15 protein-coding genes and 1 pseudogene are annotated in these 14,849 nt (G+C 64.3%); 5 read left to right on the top strand and 11 right to left on the bottom strand.

Translation table 11 applies throughout. The features are described from left to right. Nucleotides 1–105: 105 nt before the first annotated feature. Both BLT44_RS06965 and BLT44_RS06960 read left to right on the top strand, forming a co-directional pair. Complete coding sequence (locus tag BLT44_RS06965) at nucleotides 106–714, top strand: DedA family protein (RefSeq protein ID WP_010154759.1); 609 nt, start codon at nucleotides 106–108, stop codon at nucleotides 712–714. Continuing rightward, nucleotides 711–1,292, top strand: coding sequence for a CDP-alcohol phosphatidyltransferase family protein (locus BLT44_RS06960; protein WP_050803074.1), 582 nt, complete (start codon nucleotides 711–713; stop codon nucleotides 1,290–1,292). Before BLT44_RS06965 ends, BLT44_RS06960 begins: the two co-directional genes overlap by 4 nt. Nucleotides 1,293–1,307: 15 nt before the next feature. On the opposite strand, the gene BLT44_RS06955 is transcribed toward BLT44_RS06960, so the two are convergent. Further along, entirely contained in the window at nucleotides 1,308–2,264 is a 957-nt protein-coding gene (locus BLT44_RS06955; RefSeq protein WP_010154761.1) for an AraC family transcriptional regulator, read from the bottom strand. A 145-nt stretch (nucleotides 2,265–2,409) separates the two neighbouring features. Between BLT44_RS06955 and BLT44_RS06950 the strand changes: the two genes are divergently transcribed. Then, a complete protein-coding gene (locus tag BLT44_RS06950; RefSeq protein WP_010154762.1) occupies nucleotides 2,410–3,279 on the top strand; it encodes an NmrA family NAD(P)-binding protein in 870 nt (289 codons plus the stop codon). Then, nucleotides 3,276–3,773 (top strand): anthrone oxygenase family protein, encoded by a 498-nt coding sequence (locus tag BLT44_RS06945; protein WP_010154763.1) that lies wholly within the window; start codon nucleotides 3,276–3,278, stop codon nucleotides 3,771–3,773. The genes BLT44_RS06950 and BLT44_RS06945 overlap by 4 nt, the downstream gene beginning before the upstream one ends. 31 nt (nucleotides 3,774–3,804) lie before the next feature. Here BLT44_RS06945 and srmL read toward each other — a convergent pair whose 3' ends face one another. The 4 genes and pseudogenes from srmL to BLT44_RS06925 form a co-directional block, all read right to left on the bottom strand. After that, nucleotides 3,805–4,923 (bottom strand): PheS-related mystery ligase SrmL, encoded by a 1,119-nt coding sequence (gene srmL, locus BLT44_RS06940; RefSeq protein WP_029608016.1) that lies wholly within the window; start codon nucleotides 4,921–4,923, stop codon nucleotides 3,805–3,807. 174 nt (nucleotides 4,924–5,097) lie between these two features. Continuing rightward, nucleotides 5,098–5,566: pseudogene (locus BLT44_RS06935) on the bottom strand (helix-turn-helix domain-containing protein); the annotation flags it as partial. After that, the gene (locus BLT44_RS06930) at nucleotides 5,563–6,744 is read right to left on the bottom strand and encodes a Cmx/CmrA family chloramphenicol efflux MFS transporter (RefSeq protein ID WP_010154765.1); all 1,182 of its coding nucleotides are present in this window, start codon (nucleotides 6,742–6,744) and stop codon (nucleotides 5,563–5,565) included. The gene BLT44_RS06930 and the pseudogene BLT44_RS06935, both read right to left, overlap by 4 nt. Nucleotides 6,745–6,993: 249 nt before the next feature. Then, complete coding sequence (locus BLT44_RS06925) at nucleotides 6,994–7,590, bottom strand: TetR/AcrR family transcriptional regulator C-terminal domain-containing protein (protein ID WP_010154766.1); 597 nt, start codon at nucleotides 7,588–7,590, stop codon at nucleotides 6,994–6,996. Between the two features lie 57 nt (nucleotides 7,591–7,647). On the opposite strand from BLT44_RS06925, the gene BLT44_RS06920 reads away from it, so the two are divergent. Beyond that, nucleotides 7,648–8,865, top strand: a complete 1,218-nt coding sequence (locus BLT44_RS06920; RefSeq protein WP_331270899.1) for a beta-ketoacyl-[acyl-carrier-protein] synthase family protein — start codon at nucleotides 7,648–7,650, stop codon at nucleotides 8,863–8,865. A gap of 169 nt (nucleotides 8,866–9,034) precedes the next feature. Here the strand turns inward: BLT44_RS06920 and BLT44_RS16160 are convergent, their stop codons facing one another. The 6 genes from BLT44_RS16160 to BLT44_RS06890 form a co-directional block, all read right to left on the bottom strand. Beyond that, nucleotides 9,035–9,439 carry an MFS transporter gene (locus BLT44_RS16160; RefSeq protein ID WP_074690052.1) on the bottom strand — a complete coding sequence of 135 codons (405 nt, stop codon included), beginning with the start codon at nucleotides 9,437–9,439 and terminating at the stop codon, nucleotides 9,035–9,037. Between the two features lie 58 nt (nucleotides 9,440–9,497). Continuing rightward, complete coding sequence (locus BLT44_RS06910) at nucleotides 9,498–10,649, bottom strand: epoxide hydrolase family protein (protein ID WP_029608018.1); 1,152 nt, start codon at nucleotides 10,647–10,649, stop codon at nucleotides 9,498–9,500. 37 nt (nucleotides 10,650–10,686) lie between these two features. Further along, the gene (locus BLT44_RS06905) at nucleotides 10,687–11,457 is read right to left on the bottom strand and encodes a hypothetical protein (RefSeq protein WP_010154770.1); all 771 of its coding nucleotides are present in this window, start codon (nucleotides 11,455–11,457) and stop codon (nucleotides 10,687–10,689) included. Nucleotides 11,458–11,542: 85 nt separating this feature from the next. Beyond that, nucleotides 11,543–12,745, bottom strand: a complete 1,203-nt coding sequence (locus tag BLT44_RS06900) for a hypothetical protein (RefSeq protein ID WP_143026018.1) — start codon at nucleotides 12,743–12,745, stop codon at nucleotides 11,543–11,545. Next, nucleotides 12,720–13,409 carry a response regulator transcription factor gene (locus BLT44_RS06895; protein ID WP_010154772.1) on the bottom strand — a complete coding sequence of 230 codons (690 nt, stop codon included), beginning with the start codon at nucleotides 13,407–13,409 and terminating at the stop codon, nucleotides 12,720–12,722. The genes BLT44_RS06900 and BLT44_RS06895 overlap by 26 nt, the downstream gene beginning before the upstream one ends. Continuing rightward, a complete protein-coding gene (locus BLT44_RS06890) occupies nucleotides 13,406–14,608 on the bottom strand; it encodes a sensor histidine kinase (protein ID WP_029608020.1) in 1,203 nt (400 codons plus the stop codon). The genes BLT44_RS06895 and BLT44_RS06890 overlap by 4 nt, the downstream gene beginning before the upstream one ends. Nucleotides 14,609–14,849 lie beyond the last annotated feature (241 nt).

The following is a 14,849-nucleotide window of genomic DNA, read 5'->3' as shown; positions in this document are numbered from 1 at the left end:
CCCAATCTATGCGCGCGACTCCGCCCGGTGAACTCACGATCGTTAGGTCATGAATGGGCATTCGGCAATATCGGCACGTTGACCCGTGAATCTACCGTCGTATGCATGGTCGATCTTCTCCGCATGTTCCTTGCGCAGGCAGGCGAGCACGTCACGCTCCTGCTCGCCTGCATGCTCCTGTTCGCGGCCCTTGACGCAGCCCTCGGTATCGGTGCTGTCCTCCCGGGGGAAACGGGCATCGTCCTGGCCGCGGTCACGCTCTCTGACCGTGCCGAGCTGCTCGCCGCCGGTGTGTTCGTTGCTGCGCTGGGCGCATTCCTCGGAGATCATGTGGGGTTCGCGGTCGGACGCGGTCTTGGAGCCCGCCTCGGCGACACCAGACTGATCAAGCGCCTGGGCCGGGACCGCTGGGAGAAGGCACGATATTACGTTGCCGGCCGGTTCTGGATTGTGATCCTCGCCCGTCTGCTTCCGGGTATCCGCACCCTTGTCGCTGCTGCAGCCGGCGCCTCAGCGGTGCCATACTCGCGGTTCGCAACCGCTTGTGGTGTCGCGGCGTTGCTTTGGGCGGGGCTTTGGGTCGTCGGTGGTGCGCTCATCGGAAACGCACTGCTCGACGTCGTTGAGCGCTACACTCTGCCCGCACTCATCGTCGTGGCCGCTGCACTCGTCCTTTGGCTCTTCGCACGCCACAAGCGTGGGGTGCGCGCATGAACCGCATGTCCTCGGCACACCCGCGCCCCGACTGGGCGACTCTGCCCAATCTCATCACCTTGCTGCGGCTTGGGCTCGTGGTTCCGATTGTCATCCTCGTCCTCCACCATGCCCAGCCGGTCCTCACTGTCGTACTCCTGGCGGTCTTCGGCGCAAGCGACTGGATCGACGGCTATCTCGCTCGCGCCCTGAACCAGGTCAGTGCCACGGGAGCGGTACTCGATCCTGTCGCAGACCGCGTCGGCGTTGCGACGATCGCACTCGCCCTCGCCGTAGCAGGTCATCTCTCCCTCGGAGTCGTTCTCACCATCGCAGCCGTCGACGCTGCACTTGCCGTCACTTACCTGGTGACTCGTCCTGCACGAGCGCCGAAGGTCTCCCGTGTCGGCAAGGTACGTACCGCGGCGCTTATGGCAGGCCTTGCGCTCATCGGAGTCAGCTTGGTCCCCGCGCTCCATCCAGTCGGAGCCGCAGGCAGAGTCCTTTGCGTCGTAGGAGCGTTCCTCCACGCTGTCGCAGGATTCGGCTACGTCCGCGCTCTCCTCCGTGACAACCGCGCAGATCCGCCCGATATGTGAGCCCAGGCCGTTCAGCTATCTTCTCCGGCGTCCACGCAGAGAGCCGGGGGTCTGGCCGTTGACCCGGGTGAAGGCGCGGTTGAATGCGGCCTCTGACTGATAGCCGAGTTCGGAGGCGAGGCGTGCTACGGTGATGTCTTCTTCGCGCAGCCGTGATGCGGCGATGCTCATGCGCCAGCGGGTGAGGTAGGCGATCGGTGCTTCGCCGGTCAGTGCGGTGAAGCGGCTGCTGAACGACGACCTGGACATCATGGCGGCCCTGGCGAGACGACCGAGGTTCCATTCGTCGCCGGGGTTGTGGTGGATCGCTTCGAGTGCGCGACCGATTCTGTCGTCTTCGAGTGCGCGCAACCAGCCTGCGGGGGCCGTCGCGTCGCTGATGAGCCAGGAGCGGATCGCCTGTACGACGAGAACGTCGGCAAGTCTGGTCGCGACGGCTTCGCCTCCGATCTGCGGGCAGGCGAGCTCGCCTGCCATGAGGCGCAGGGTGTCCTTGATCGAGGACGCGGCCGAGAGCGTATCGCCGCCGATGAACATCACGGGGGGAAGCGTGCGCATCAGTTCGCGTGCGGCAGGCTCGTCGAAGGAGACGACACCACAGATCAGCTGTGCTGCCCGGCCGCCGCCCCCGTGCTGGAGGATCGAGTAGCTCGTGCTCAGGTACTCCTGGGGAAGGAGGTCGACCCTCGGGCCGCGACACGCGTCGGCGTCACCCAGCAGGTCGTGGCCCAGGCCGTGCGGAACCAAGGCGAGGTCTCCGGCGCGCAACTCGATCGGGTCGGTTTCGGGCAAGCGCAGCCAGCAGGACCCGGCCGTAACGACGTGAAAACTCACCGAGTCAGCGATCGCGGGCATTTCCAAGGCCCAAGGCTCCGAGAGTTCGGCGTGGCAGTAGAAGGTGCTGCGCATTCGTAGCGTGTGGAGCACGCGCGCCACCCGATCCTGATATTCGAAACGCGAGATGCCCTCCATCCTGCAATCGTGTCACATCCCTGAACGGATATGTCCGTTGGATCAGACGAATAAGCAAGAACTTTGCCTATATGGGCATGGTTCTACCGGTCACTACCGCATAGCGTCGAAGAACAATCAATCGAAGCTCACAGGAGGAACCGACATGTACGTCATCGCAGGAGCCACAGGCAGGGTCGGATCGGTGACCGCACGGACACTGCTCAATGCCGGGGCTGGGGTGCGCGTGCTGGTGCGCCGCCAGATCGATGCGGAAGCATGGGCGGCACAGGGTGCCGAGACCCGCGTCGTGAAACTGAGCGACCAGACGGCGTTGAGCGACGCGCTTGAGGGAGCGTCCGGGTTCTTCGCGTTGCTGCCGTTCGATCTGACTGCCGACGACCTCGATGCGCACGCCGATGCCCTGATCGCTTCGATCAGCGGCGCGGTCGCGGATCGGCGGGTACCGCACGTCGTCATGCTGTCCTCGGGCGGGGCGGATCTGGCCGAGGGCACCGGCCCGATCGTGGGGTTGTATCGGCTCGAGCGAGCGCTCCTCACGACCGGCGCGGTTGTGACTGCGCTGCGTTCGGGGCATTTTCAGGAGAAGGTCGTCGACGTGATCGACGTCGCTCGTGACACTGGCGTCTACCCGGTGTTCGCAGCGTCAGCCGAGACGCCGGTTCCCATGGTCGCCACTCGCGACATCGGTGTCGCCGCCGCCCAGACGCTGCTCTCCCCGCCCGCTCGCAGCGAGAATGTCGATATCGTCGGTCCTGCCTACTTGGAACGCGATGTCGCCACGGTGCTCGGTACCGCGCTCGGGCGCGAGCTGCACGTTGCGACGATGCCTGAGGACACCTGGACCGGGGCACTAGTCGATGCGGGATTCCGTCCGCATATCGCCGAGAGCCTCGCCGAACTTTACCGGGCCGACGAGCAAGGGCTGCTTGCCCCGCGCGGCGACCGCATTATCCGTGGGGAGTCGAGCCTCGAGGTCACGATCGATCGTCTGCTCACCTCCGGCTTGGGGTGACGATCGTGTTCGACTGTATTTCCACGATCGTGCTTGCCGCCGGTGTCGTCACCAACGGGCTGCTGGCCGGAGTGTTCTTCGCGTTCTCCTGCGCGATCAGCCCCGAATTCAGACACATCGACGATCGCAGCTACGTCAGAGCGTTCTGCGCCATCAACGGGGCAATTCTCAACGGCTGGTTCCTCAGCGTTTTCCTCGCCGCACCACTCACTACCGTCGCAAGCGCGATCCTGGCCGTCGGCCGAGAGGACGCATCGACTTTCGGATGGCTCGTCGTGGGCGCTGCCTGCTCGATGCTCTCCTTCGGCATCACTGCCGCCGGGAACGTGCCGCTGAACCGCGCGCTCGACCGGGCATCCGCAGATACGGCACAGCGGCTCCACGACACGCGCAAGGGTTTCGAGGCGCCCTGGAACAGATGGAACCACACACGAACCGTCTTGAGCACTGCCGCACTCATAACGCTGGTGATCGCCCCATTCGGTCAGAGTTGAAGGGAGGCTTCGCAACGCAGGCATATCGGGTTCAGATGAGTTCCATCACCGGCCCCTCGTGGACGGCACGGTAGATCGTGTTGCGGATCGAGTTGGCCTGATCTGCGGTGAGTGTCCGGTCGATCGGGCGAAGCACGATCCGCAGCAGCACATTGACCTGCCCCGGCCGCGTCCCCAACCGCGCTCGTGCGGTCTCGGGCAGGTTCTCATGCTCGGTACGGCTGAGTACTGCGACGGTCTCGATCAGGTCAGTGTCGTCACCGAGCGCCGTGCGTATGCGATCGCCAAGGGTCTCCTCGTCCTCTTCGTCTGTGACGACCACGGAGATATCGCGTCGGGCCGGTGGCAGCGTGGATACATGCCGCCACGGTTCCAGGGTCAGCATCTGCTCGGCGATCCTCGGGTCGGTGGCTCGCAGATAGCGGATGTCCGGGATCGCCTTGCGCAGCATGAGCGCCCGTTCGAGCCCCATCCCGAGCGCCAGTCCCGACCACTGCTCGGGGTCGAGCCCTGAGTCGCGCAGCACCGCTGGGTGGATGCGTCCGCACTCGGCGAGTTCGAGCCATTCACCGTCATGCCGAACATCGATCTGACGCCCGCCCACAGTGTAGGGGTGCTCGGCCTCGCTGATCCTCCACTCGGCTCCTGGGAGAACGGCATCGACCAGTTCTCCAATCATGTCGAGCATGTCCTCGTCTCTGGTGCCTGGCGTGCTGCGGATGCGCCACAGGTCGACCTGGTGAGGTTCTCCGACGTGGCTGCGGTCGACGGCGTCGCGTCGATACACGAGCCCCGGCGCGACGATCAGTTCATCGACATCTCCGCAGCCGACGTAGGCTTCCAGCGCGGTGGGGAGCTCCGCGCTCATGTGGCTGCGCAGCATGGCCGTCGGGCTGATGTATCGGGTGTAGCGGCGGGCGCGGGTGACATCGCTCCGGGCATACCCGAGGCGGTCGTAGTTCGCGGTGATCGAGACGATGGGAGAGCTGCGCACGTACCGGATCGTGCTGCCCCAGCTGCGTTCGAGACTTGCGACGACGGCGCTCAGAAGAGCTTGGATGGCATGTTCACCCTGGGCGGGATCGGTGAGATCCCGAAGGTCGAGGGCGCGGCAGAGTTGTTCAGGGGTCAAGTAATCGGCATGAGCCATGAGAGTCTCCAACAGGATTGTGGGCTGATGAACGAGGAGAACACCCCCGGCCGCGCCTGCGGAGACCCAGTGAGCTATAGGCGCACGTCGAGAACCCCGCGGCCGTTACCCGGCCGGGGGCTGGAAAATCGCTGCTGCCAACTCATGGGAGGAATTCTAGCAGGAATCGACTCGGCCGTTCGGGATGTGTCCGGTCTTCATTCACGTCGGTGTGCACCATGTGACCGGGGCGCTCAGCCACGATCCTCTGCGGCTCCCGGTTTGTTGCGCCGGTCGGGTCGATCGTCGCTCGGCGGTTCAGCCCGAGATGTGCGAGCAGGCGCGTGACCATACGGCGGCTGATATTCCTACCGCTCTGTTCCAACTCGAAGGCGATTCGTGAAGCCGACCACTTGTGGTGACGTCGCATGGTTTCGATCATCACCACGATTTCGTTCCGCGGTGCCGTTGGCTGGCGGATTGGAGTAGACGCACGGTCGTGCAAGCCGGGTTCACCGAATCGGCGGTAACGTCCGACCCATTTGGATGCGGTGGCTCGAGAGATGCCCATCTCGGCGGCGATATGCGCGAGAGGTCAAGTCCGACAACGCGCGATGAGTCGGCGACCGCCTTCGACCGTCAGGGGAGAGTTTGCGTGCGTCACTTGACCGCTTCGCTCTCGACGGGTGCAATCAGCCGAAGAAGGAGAACTGCGAGCAGCAATGCCGTTGCGGTCGCGATGGCGGCCACCCAAACGGGCCCGAGCGCGCCCGGCATAACACTGAGTGCGACAGCGGCAAGTACGGGACCGACGGCTGCGCCCACGTTGAGCGCCGCTGTCGCATATGACCCGGCCATGGTGGGCGCACCCGCCGCCGCATAGAGCACTCGCGTGATCAGCGTGCTGCCGACAGCGAACCCCAACACACCCTGAACGAAAACGAGTCCGAGCAGGGCAACGGGGTTCGTCGCGAATATCGCCAACGCGAGCCACCCGAGCACCAGAACGCTGCCACCGCCCACGATGACGATTCGGGGTCGGGCATCCGAGAGCCGTCCCGCAACGGTGACACCGGTGAAGGAGCCGACGCCGAAGAGCACAAGCGCCACCGACACCCACCACTGGCTCAGACTGGCGGTCTCTGTAACGATCGGCGCGAGGAAGGTCAGTGTGGCGAAGGTCCCGGCATTCACCAGGGCAGCGAGCAGCATCGTCAAGACGAGGCGCGGGGAGGCAAGCTGAGCCAGCTCCACCCGCAGCGAGGTCGAGGACGGATCCTCCCTTGACGAGTTGTCAGTTTGAGTGGTGAAGCCCGCGGCGATGCCGATCGCAGCGGGGACGCAGAGAAAAGCGATCGCCCAGAACGTCGACTGCCAACCGAGTGCCGTACCAAGCAGAGCACCCGCGGGGACGCCGGCGACGGTTGCGACGGTGGTACCCGCCAGCAGAACCGCCACGGCCCGACCTTTGGCGTCAGGTGCCACGAGTTGCGTCGCCGCTCGCAGCGCGACCGCCAAAAAACCCGCATTGACGATCGCGGCGATCACGCGCGTGATGAACAGTGCAGTGAAGTCCGGCGTGAGTGCCCCTACGACATGGGACAGCGCGAACACGATCACGCAACCCAAGAGTGTCGCGTTCACGGGGAGGCGACGAGTGAGCGCGGCCATCGCAGGTGCGCCGATCACCATACCTGCGGCGAATGCCGAGGTCAGGAGACCAGCAGTCCCCACGGAAACGCCGAAGTGAGTGGAGATGTCGGGCACGAGGCCGGCGAGCATGAACTCGGAAGTGCCCATGGCGAAGACCACCAGGGCAAGAAGATAGAGAGCGAAAGGCATCGAGATAGCTCCGAAGCGAGAGTACGAACAAGAGAACGTCTCGTCACCACGGTCAGCGCCCAAAGAAACGCCCGAATGTCGTACTGCGTGCAGTACTGGGCGGCAGAGCTAGGGGCTCAGCGGAGGTGAGGGGCTGACGGCGTGACCGAAAGCCCCTGAGTGTCCGATTCAGGGCTCGACATACGGCTCATCGTACCCGTCTGCGCCGCAGTTCCCAAGAAGCGTCAACAACCTCCTGGCCGGCAAGAACTAGTTCTCATCAGCCAGTCGAAGGGATAGCGTGGCTGCCACGTCAACGGATGACGGCCCTCCTGGGAACCCTGCCTGAGAGATGAGCACGGCTCCGAAGACCGCGCTCCAGAATGTCTTCGTAGCACGGTCAATGCCCTGGTCGGTTGTCCATCCGTGTTCTCTCTGCACTCGCTCCAGAAAACGTTCGGATCGGCGGAACAGAAGACCAAGGCCAGCCTCGATAGCCGGCTGCACCATGGGATTCCCGCGCGCAAGGCCGAGCGCACTCACGACAACGGTCGTGGACGGCATAGTGAGAGCGGTTCGAGCGAGCACTCGTCGCAGAGCATCTGGCGTTGGCGCCCGGCGCCCCGCCTTCTGGAGACGTTCGGTATCCAGTAGCAGAAGCCCGAAAGCGGCATCGATGTACAACGCATCCTTCGAGCCGAAATGGTGGGTGATCTGGTTGGGGTACACCCCAGCCGCCTCCGCGAGCTCGCTCACCGTGACATCTGCGGACTTGCGATCCCTGAAGAGCGTCATCGCAGCGTCGCGAATCCTCCGGCGTGTGTCGACCCCGCGAATGGTTTGGCTGCGCTGATCCATACTGGCCATAACTCAATTGTATGTGATACAACTGGCTTGTATGCCATACAAGCCAGGAGGATGCAGATGCGAATCGCAATGACGGGATACGGTGCGGTGACCCCACTGGGACTCGGGGTAGATGCTCTGTGGTCGGGGTTGATCGAGGGGCGCTCGGGAGTGCGCGAACTGGAGAGACTTGATGTCGCGTGGGCAGACCTCCCGGTTCGTGTCGCCGCTCCTGTGACGGCCGACCTCGAGGCGACTCTGGGCGGTGTCCGTGCGAGGAAGCTCGACCGAAGCCAGCAGATGGCCCTCATCGCAACCGACGAGGCGTGGCGCGACGCAGGCCTTCGCGACTGTGATCCCGAACGCCTAGCGGTGTCCGTCGGAACCGGCGTGGGTGGAGTGCAGACCCTCCTCGACCAAGACGACGTACTTGAGAGTCGCGGTCCGCGGCGAGTGTCACCGCGAACCGTGCCCATGCTGATGCCCAACGGCGCTTCGGCTCAGATCAGTATCGAGTACGCAGCTAAAGCCGGAGTCTTCACACCCGCCTCAGCCTGTGCGTCAGGAGCGGAGGCGATCGCGTTGGGTGCTCGACTCATCAGAGACGGAGACGCGGACGTAGTGATTGCAGGCGGAGTCGAAGCGGCGATCACACCTTTGACCCTCGCCGGTTTCGCCCAAGCGCAAGCTCTCGCCAAACCGGACGGCGGCCCTCCGGAGCGGCTCTCCCGGCCGTTCGACGCCGAGCGCCGAGGCTTCGTACTCGGCGAGGGTGCCGGCATCGTGATCCTTGAAAGCGAAACCCATGCTGCCGCGCGTGGCGGGCGCGTCCACGCATGGCTTGCCGGGTGGGGCATCACCTCGGACGCGCATCACATCACCGGCACCGAACCGAGCGGAACCGGCCAGATCCGCGCCATTCACAAGGCACTCACAGTCGGCGTCCTCACAACGAACGACGTCGACCACGTGAATGCCCACGCGACCGGAACGATCATCGGCGACCGCGCCGAAGCGCAGGCGCTCCGTACAGTGTTCGGCGAAAGCATGAACGTCACGGCTCCGAAAGGTGCGCTGGGCCACCTGGTCGGAGGGGCCGGAGCCCTCGAAGCAATCATCACGGCACGAACCCTTGAATCGGATGTCATTCCCGCAACCGCCAACCTGCAGAACATCGACCCCGAGATTCATCTGGACGTGGTCTCGGAGACTCGCCGCAAGTCAGTACGAAGCGCGGTCAGCAACTCCTTCGGGTTCGGCGGGCAGAACGTGACGCTTGCAATGTGCGCCGCATAGGATCAAGCTCGTCTGCGAGCCCGACCACGGGATGCACAACGAGTCCTTTGAAGTTCAGCCCGTACTTGTTCTTGTCGAGCTTCCTACCCGGCCAGGTTCGCTCGGCGTGCGAGAGCGAGCAGGATGAGTGCTTCGAGCGCGAACGCCGCGGCGATGAGCGGAAGTGCAGCTATCCCGAGCCCGGATATGGCAACACCGCTGATCGCGGCTCCCATAGAGACGCCGAGGTAGGTCCCGGAGGTGTTGAGTGCCAGCGCTTGCCCGGCGACAGAGCCATCGCCGCGACAACCCGCAGTATCATCAGCACGGCGAAAGACGGAGCTACAGCTGCTGTGGATTTGGTGAAAATGAAGACCAACAGTGCGAATCCGAACAGGCGCCGACGTGAGGCGTGGGCAAGGACCACTGTCGCAATCGGTGCGGCCAGGGCGACCGTCAATGAGGATACCGCGACGAGCTGCCCGGTTTGCCCCTCGGTAACACCGAGATCATTCGTAAGCTCAGGCAAGACGCCCGCGATTACATAGTCGCCGGTGTAGAGCACAAACGCTGTTGCGAACAACCAAGCGTGCATCTGACGTATCCCCTCTGAACGGAGGCCCTGGCCCCACAATGTCACTTGTGTGCCGTGCTCACCGCAGCGGCCGGAAGAACTCCCTTACATCGTCCAGCAGCAAATCGGGTTCCTCGAGTGCGGCGAAGTGTCCGCCGCGCTCTTCGACATCCGTCCAGCGGACGATGTTGTTCGCCTTTTCTTCCGCGAAGCGCAGTCCGACGTCGTGCGCGAACACGATCACCGCAGTGGGCACCCCGGAGCTTGAGGGTTCTGCGCCCCAACCTGCATCCTGCGCATAACCTACGTACGCCGCCGACCCGCCCGTCGCCGTGAACCAGTACAGCGACGCGTTGTCGAACAGGAACTGCTCACCAACGATTTCAGCAGCCGGTACATCTGCGGGGTGCGTCCATTCCTGGAACTTGTCATGGATCCACGCGAACTGGGCGACGGGACTGTCCGTGAGCATCGCACCGATCAGTCCCGGCCGTGTCGACTGGATCGCGATGTAGCCGAACTCTCTCTGCATGAATTCGCCGACCCGTCGCATCCGATCCTGTTCGATCGGAGTCAACGCCGCTGCGGTTTCCTCATCGACCTCGCCGACAAATGAGCCCACCGACCCGTTCGCATGCACGCCGATCACGCGCTCAGGGGCGAGCCGTCCGATCTCGGGAGCGACACCCGCGCCCACATCGCCTCCTTGCACGGCGAACCGGTCGTAGCCGAGTCGAGTCATCAGCTCGAGCATCACCGCGGCGATGTCGCCGCGTTTCCAGTCGTGTCCGACCAGTGGCGTAGAGAAGCCGAACCCTGGATGTGACGGGACCACAACATCGAACGCGTCGGCCGCATCGCCGCCGTGCGCGACCGGATTGGTCAGAGGCCCGATCAACTTCTCGAACTCGAGGAACGATCCCGGCCAGCCGTGCATCAGCAGCAGCGGTGTCGCCTCCGGATGCGGCGACCGCACGTGTACCGCGTGGATGTTCTGCCCGTCGATGCTCGTGATGATCTGCGGCAGGGCATTCAGGCGTTCCTCGGTGGCGCGCCAATCGTGCTCGGCCCAGCGCGCGATGAGGCTCTGGAGCTCGGACGACGGGATGCCGGTGCTGCGATCATCGACTGGAAGCGGATGCTCGAATCGGGCGTTCGCGAGGCGTGAGCGGAGGTCTGCGACGGCGGCCTCCGCGATCTCGACGCGGAAAGTCTGGATGGTCTCGTTCATGTGCATGTCTTCCTTCTTGTTGGTGTGCTTGGAGTAGTCAGCGTGTCTTGTGATTCTTGGGTGAGAGCCTTCCTGCGGTCGCCAGTGTCGTCATGCCCCAGACCAACCATCCGCCGTACACGAGCAGGCCGGTAGCGGGATCGTCGGCGGGGCTCCGCGCCACGCCCCACAGCCCTGAGACGCCGAGGGATAGCAGGAGGAGGCCGCCGATCAGAGCGACAGGTCGCACCCATTTCGGCGCGGGGCGATTCCACCAGCGCATGGCGATCACGAGCGCCGGTACCGCGGCGAGGGATACTGCCACCGTTATATAGAAGGTCGCATCGACGACGCCTACCGTGTCAGGCGGGGCCGCAACGTCGATCCCGAACGCCCAGAGCGTCTTGAGTGTTGGATAGACGAGCGACGCGGCGATCCCGATGAGGGGCATCCAGGCAGGCACTGGTACGCGCAGATCGCGTCCGGGTCTGAGCGGGTTCGGTAAGAACCACAGGCTAAAAAGCGCGATTGCGGCCCCGAGCGAAACGCAGGCGGAGATCGGATCCACTGGGAACGGGATCGCCCCGACCGCTCGCAGCAGATGCAGGAGCAACAGCGTGCACGCGGTCGGCAGCAGCAGTGCCGTCGCGATGAGCAGCCCGGCGTAGCGCTGCCCCGTCGTCCGTGCGAATACACGGGCCAGAACAGCGACGACGATGCCTGCCAGGACAAACCAGCTCGGCGAGTTGACTGCGACATAGTCTGCGGCCGAGTGCAGGAGCGCGAGGACGCCGACGGCGGCCCCTAGCCCGAGAGCAGCCCAGCTCACGGTCGACCCTCGAGTCTCCACTCGATTCGATTCAGAAGTTTGTTGAAGCATTCTCTTTCTTTCCAAGTCGTGGTGGACCGCGAGGTCATACGTTCTCGGCTCGGCGGTGCAGGGCATATCCCCACGTCGCGAGCGCCAGAAGTGGCCCCCAAAGCCAGAACGGGAAGACTAAAGCCGTGGTCAGCAGAGGTATCGCGATCCCAGTAGGCGACTCACCCGCGAGCAACAGAGAGTCGAGTCCAGCAGCGGTGAATAGGACGGCCACGGTCAGTGCGGGAACGACGGCCACCCCCGTGGGGATTGCCCTACCTCCGACACGGCCGAACCAGCGAGGCACCCGCGAGCCCCACGGCAGGATGAGTCCGAGCGTCAAGACGCCTCCAGCGAGCATCGCTGAGCCGAGGATGAGACCGTTGGCGAATGTCAGAGAGGGGTCGTCCGACTCATGCGGGTTTCCGAAAAGTGGCCATGGCGTCAGCCAGCTGAGCCGCGCGATGACGTACGGCAGCGCGCAGCACGCCGCGATCACCGTGATGGCGACACGGTGCCGAAGCACAAACACCCCGGCCGCTCCCGGAGTGCGGTACAGAAATGACGCGCCGACCAGGAACCAGATCCCCGCGAACAGCATTAAGACCAGTGGCGTGACAGAACGTACGGTGAGCAGATCCACGGCGAAGTCAAAGTACAACGAGCGAAGCGGGGTCGGTCCGAGCAGCAGGACGCCCATCACGGAAAGACCGGCGAGTGTGGCGAACACGCGCATTGCGGGCGTCCTCATCGCGAACACGGCGAGCGCGAGAAGGATCAGGGGCAGTAGGTATGCGAGCGTATAGCCGGCGATGGCGAGTCCGCGCAGGCCAGTCAGACCGACCGCGCACGCCATGCCAATGGCAATGGCGACGCCGCTCAACAGCGGAGTCATGCCGTGCCTGCCGAACAGCGCTGATAGTCCGACTGCAGACGCCATTGCGCCGACGCATGCTTGGAGCGCAGCAGCGGCAATCTGGCCGAGGGCAGTGCTGTTGAACAAATGGTGGATCGGCGCCGGGTTCGGACGAGCAGCGTAGGGGCTGAGCTCTGGCGCGACCAACCACACCAGACTCGCTGAGAGCATGAGGACGCCGAGCGCAGTGCCAAGCCAGAGCAAAGCCCGCACGCGGGATTCCGGCGTACTTGTCCGAGGAAGAGCAGTGGCGTTCATGGCATCTACTCTTCCGAGAGAGACGGCCGAGATCATCGCTCCGGCAGGCGAGAGCGGCTCACCTGAGCGGGTGATCTTCACCAACCGCTGAACTGTCGCCCGGTTGCACAAGGCCGTTCTCGTACGCCCAGATCACGACCTGGATGCGATCGGAGAGCCCCAGACCCGCGAGTACGGCCTTCACGTGTGTCTTCACAGTGTTATCGGTGAGGTAGAGCTTCGAACCGATCTCAGCGTTAGAGGCCCCGCGTGCCAGCAGCGCGAACACCTCGCACTCGCGCGGTGTGAGCGCGTCGAGGAGTCCGTCGGACGGCAGCACCTGGCGGCGCACGTGTCGCAGCAGTGACGCCGCGGCGCGCGGGGCAACCGCGGCGTCTCCTTCAGCGACTCGGATCACCGCATCGCACAGATCTGGCGGTCGCGTATCCTTTGTGAGGAAGCCACTGGCACCGGCCTGGATCGCGCCGAACACATACTCGTCCAAGTCGAAGGTCGTGAGGATCAGTACCCTGGTCTGCGGGCTCACTCTGAGAACCTCGACAGTGGCTGCGATGCCGTCCATGCCCGGCATCCGCACGTCCATGAGGACCACGTCGACGCGATGCGACAGGACAAACGACACGGCTGCCGCTCCGTCGTCGACACCACCTGCGACCTCGATGCGAGGGTCGGCGCCGAGCACCGTGCCGAGCGCTTCACGCAGTAGCACCTGGTCGTCGGCAAGCAGCACCGAGATCGGTCTGTTCATGAGGATTCCTCAACGGGCAGTGTCGCGCGCACGCGCCAACCATGCCCCTTCCGAAGGTCTAGGTCGCCGCCCGCGCGCCGTACCCGCTCGACAAGGCCGATCAACCCGGTCCCGTGCGAGTCTGCCGCTCGGCGCAGAGGACCTTGTCCGCCGTCGTCACCCACCGTGACAACGGTCTCCGTTTTCTGCCAGTCGAGGCTGACGTCGATTCGCATCGGTGGCCGGACATGCCTGATCGCGTTGGTGACCGCCTCTTGGACAACGCGGAATGCCGCGAGATCGGCGTCAGGCGCCAAGCGTCGCGGGGTGCCCTGCACAGTCAGCTCAATCGTATGCTCAGCACTATTGGCGTGTTCGACTAGCCCGGCGATCGCATCGACCCCGGAGACCGGTGTCAGCGGACTTGCGTCAGGATCTCCGAGCGTATGGATCATGCTGCGCAGGCCACGCATGGCCTCGCGTCCGGTCTCCGCGACGCGCTCGAACGCGGCATCGGCCTCCGGACTGTTGCGGGAGGCGCTGGATTCGGTCACAATACGAGCGGCCTCTGCCTGGGCGATCATCACCGTTAGCGAGTGCGACACGACGTCGTGAAGATCCCGGCTGATCCGCGCCCGTTCTTCGCTGACAGCATGTTGCATCGATTCTTGAGCTCGCCGGTACTCTGCGAGACGCGACTGGCGTGCTAGCGCACCGAGAGCCCACGCCGCAAGGATCGCGGCGATGAGGCTTACCGTCTCAAACAACAACGTCATGCGATCGCTGAAAGCGGTTTGCACTGCGCTTGCCGCGGTGATGAGGCCGACCCCGAGTAGGCCAGTAATCAGGGCGCCGAGCGAGTGCCGGCGGTTCTGGCTCGAGGCCAAACGCCACAGCAACAACAGGTAGGCGACGCTTGACGGCAGGAGCGCTGCGCTACCGATGCCAGGAACGATCGTGAACGCGAGGAGGAGCATTAGCACCGATCCACCGACGAACGCCGCGATCGGACGCCCGGTGCAGAAGAACCCGGTCACATGCAGCAATACGAGGAGGGTAATAATCCATGTGAACTGCCCGTGGCTTAGCGGTTCGGGTGCCGCTTGTAGCAGGCCCACAACCGTCAAAGGCAAAGCGAGAACGATCATGATCGTGGCAGCGACAATCTCCCCTGACACGGTTCGCCGGCGCAGCCGGCTGGGAAACTCGCGATCGCTCATCACAACGCCATTATCCGACAGGAGCGAATGTGCCGCCTCACCCGCGAGAGTGAGACGACCCTAGTGAGGGCCTTGTCCTCAGCACCCCTCGGCTGTAGACCTGGGCCGCCGCCGCGCCCGGAACATACGAGTCAGCATCTGCGCACTGTGCCTTAGTCGGATATGCGAGTGATCCCCAATGGCTGCGCCCACGGTGAATCCGGCTTGGAAGCGTGTGACGGGAACACCGGCGTTGGAGTTC

It is taken from the genome of Leucobacter chromiiresistens (assembly GCF_900102345.1).
Taxonomy (GTDB): Bacteria; Actinomycetota; Actinomycetes; order Actinomycetales; family Microbacteriaceae; genus Leucobacter; species Leucobacter chromiiresistens.
This window is presented reverse-complemented; position numbering and strand designations above follow the sequence as displayed.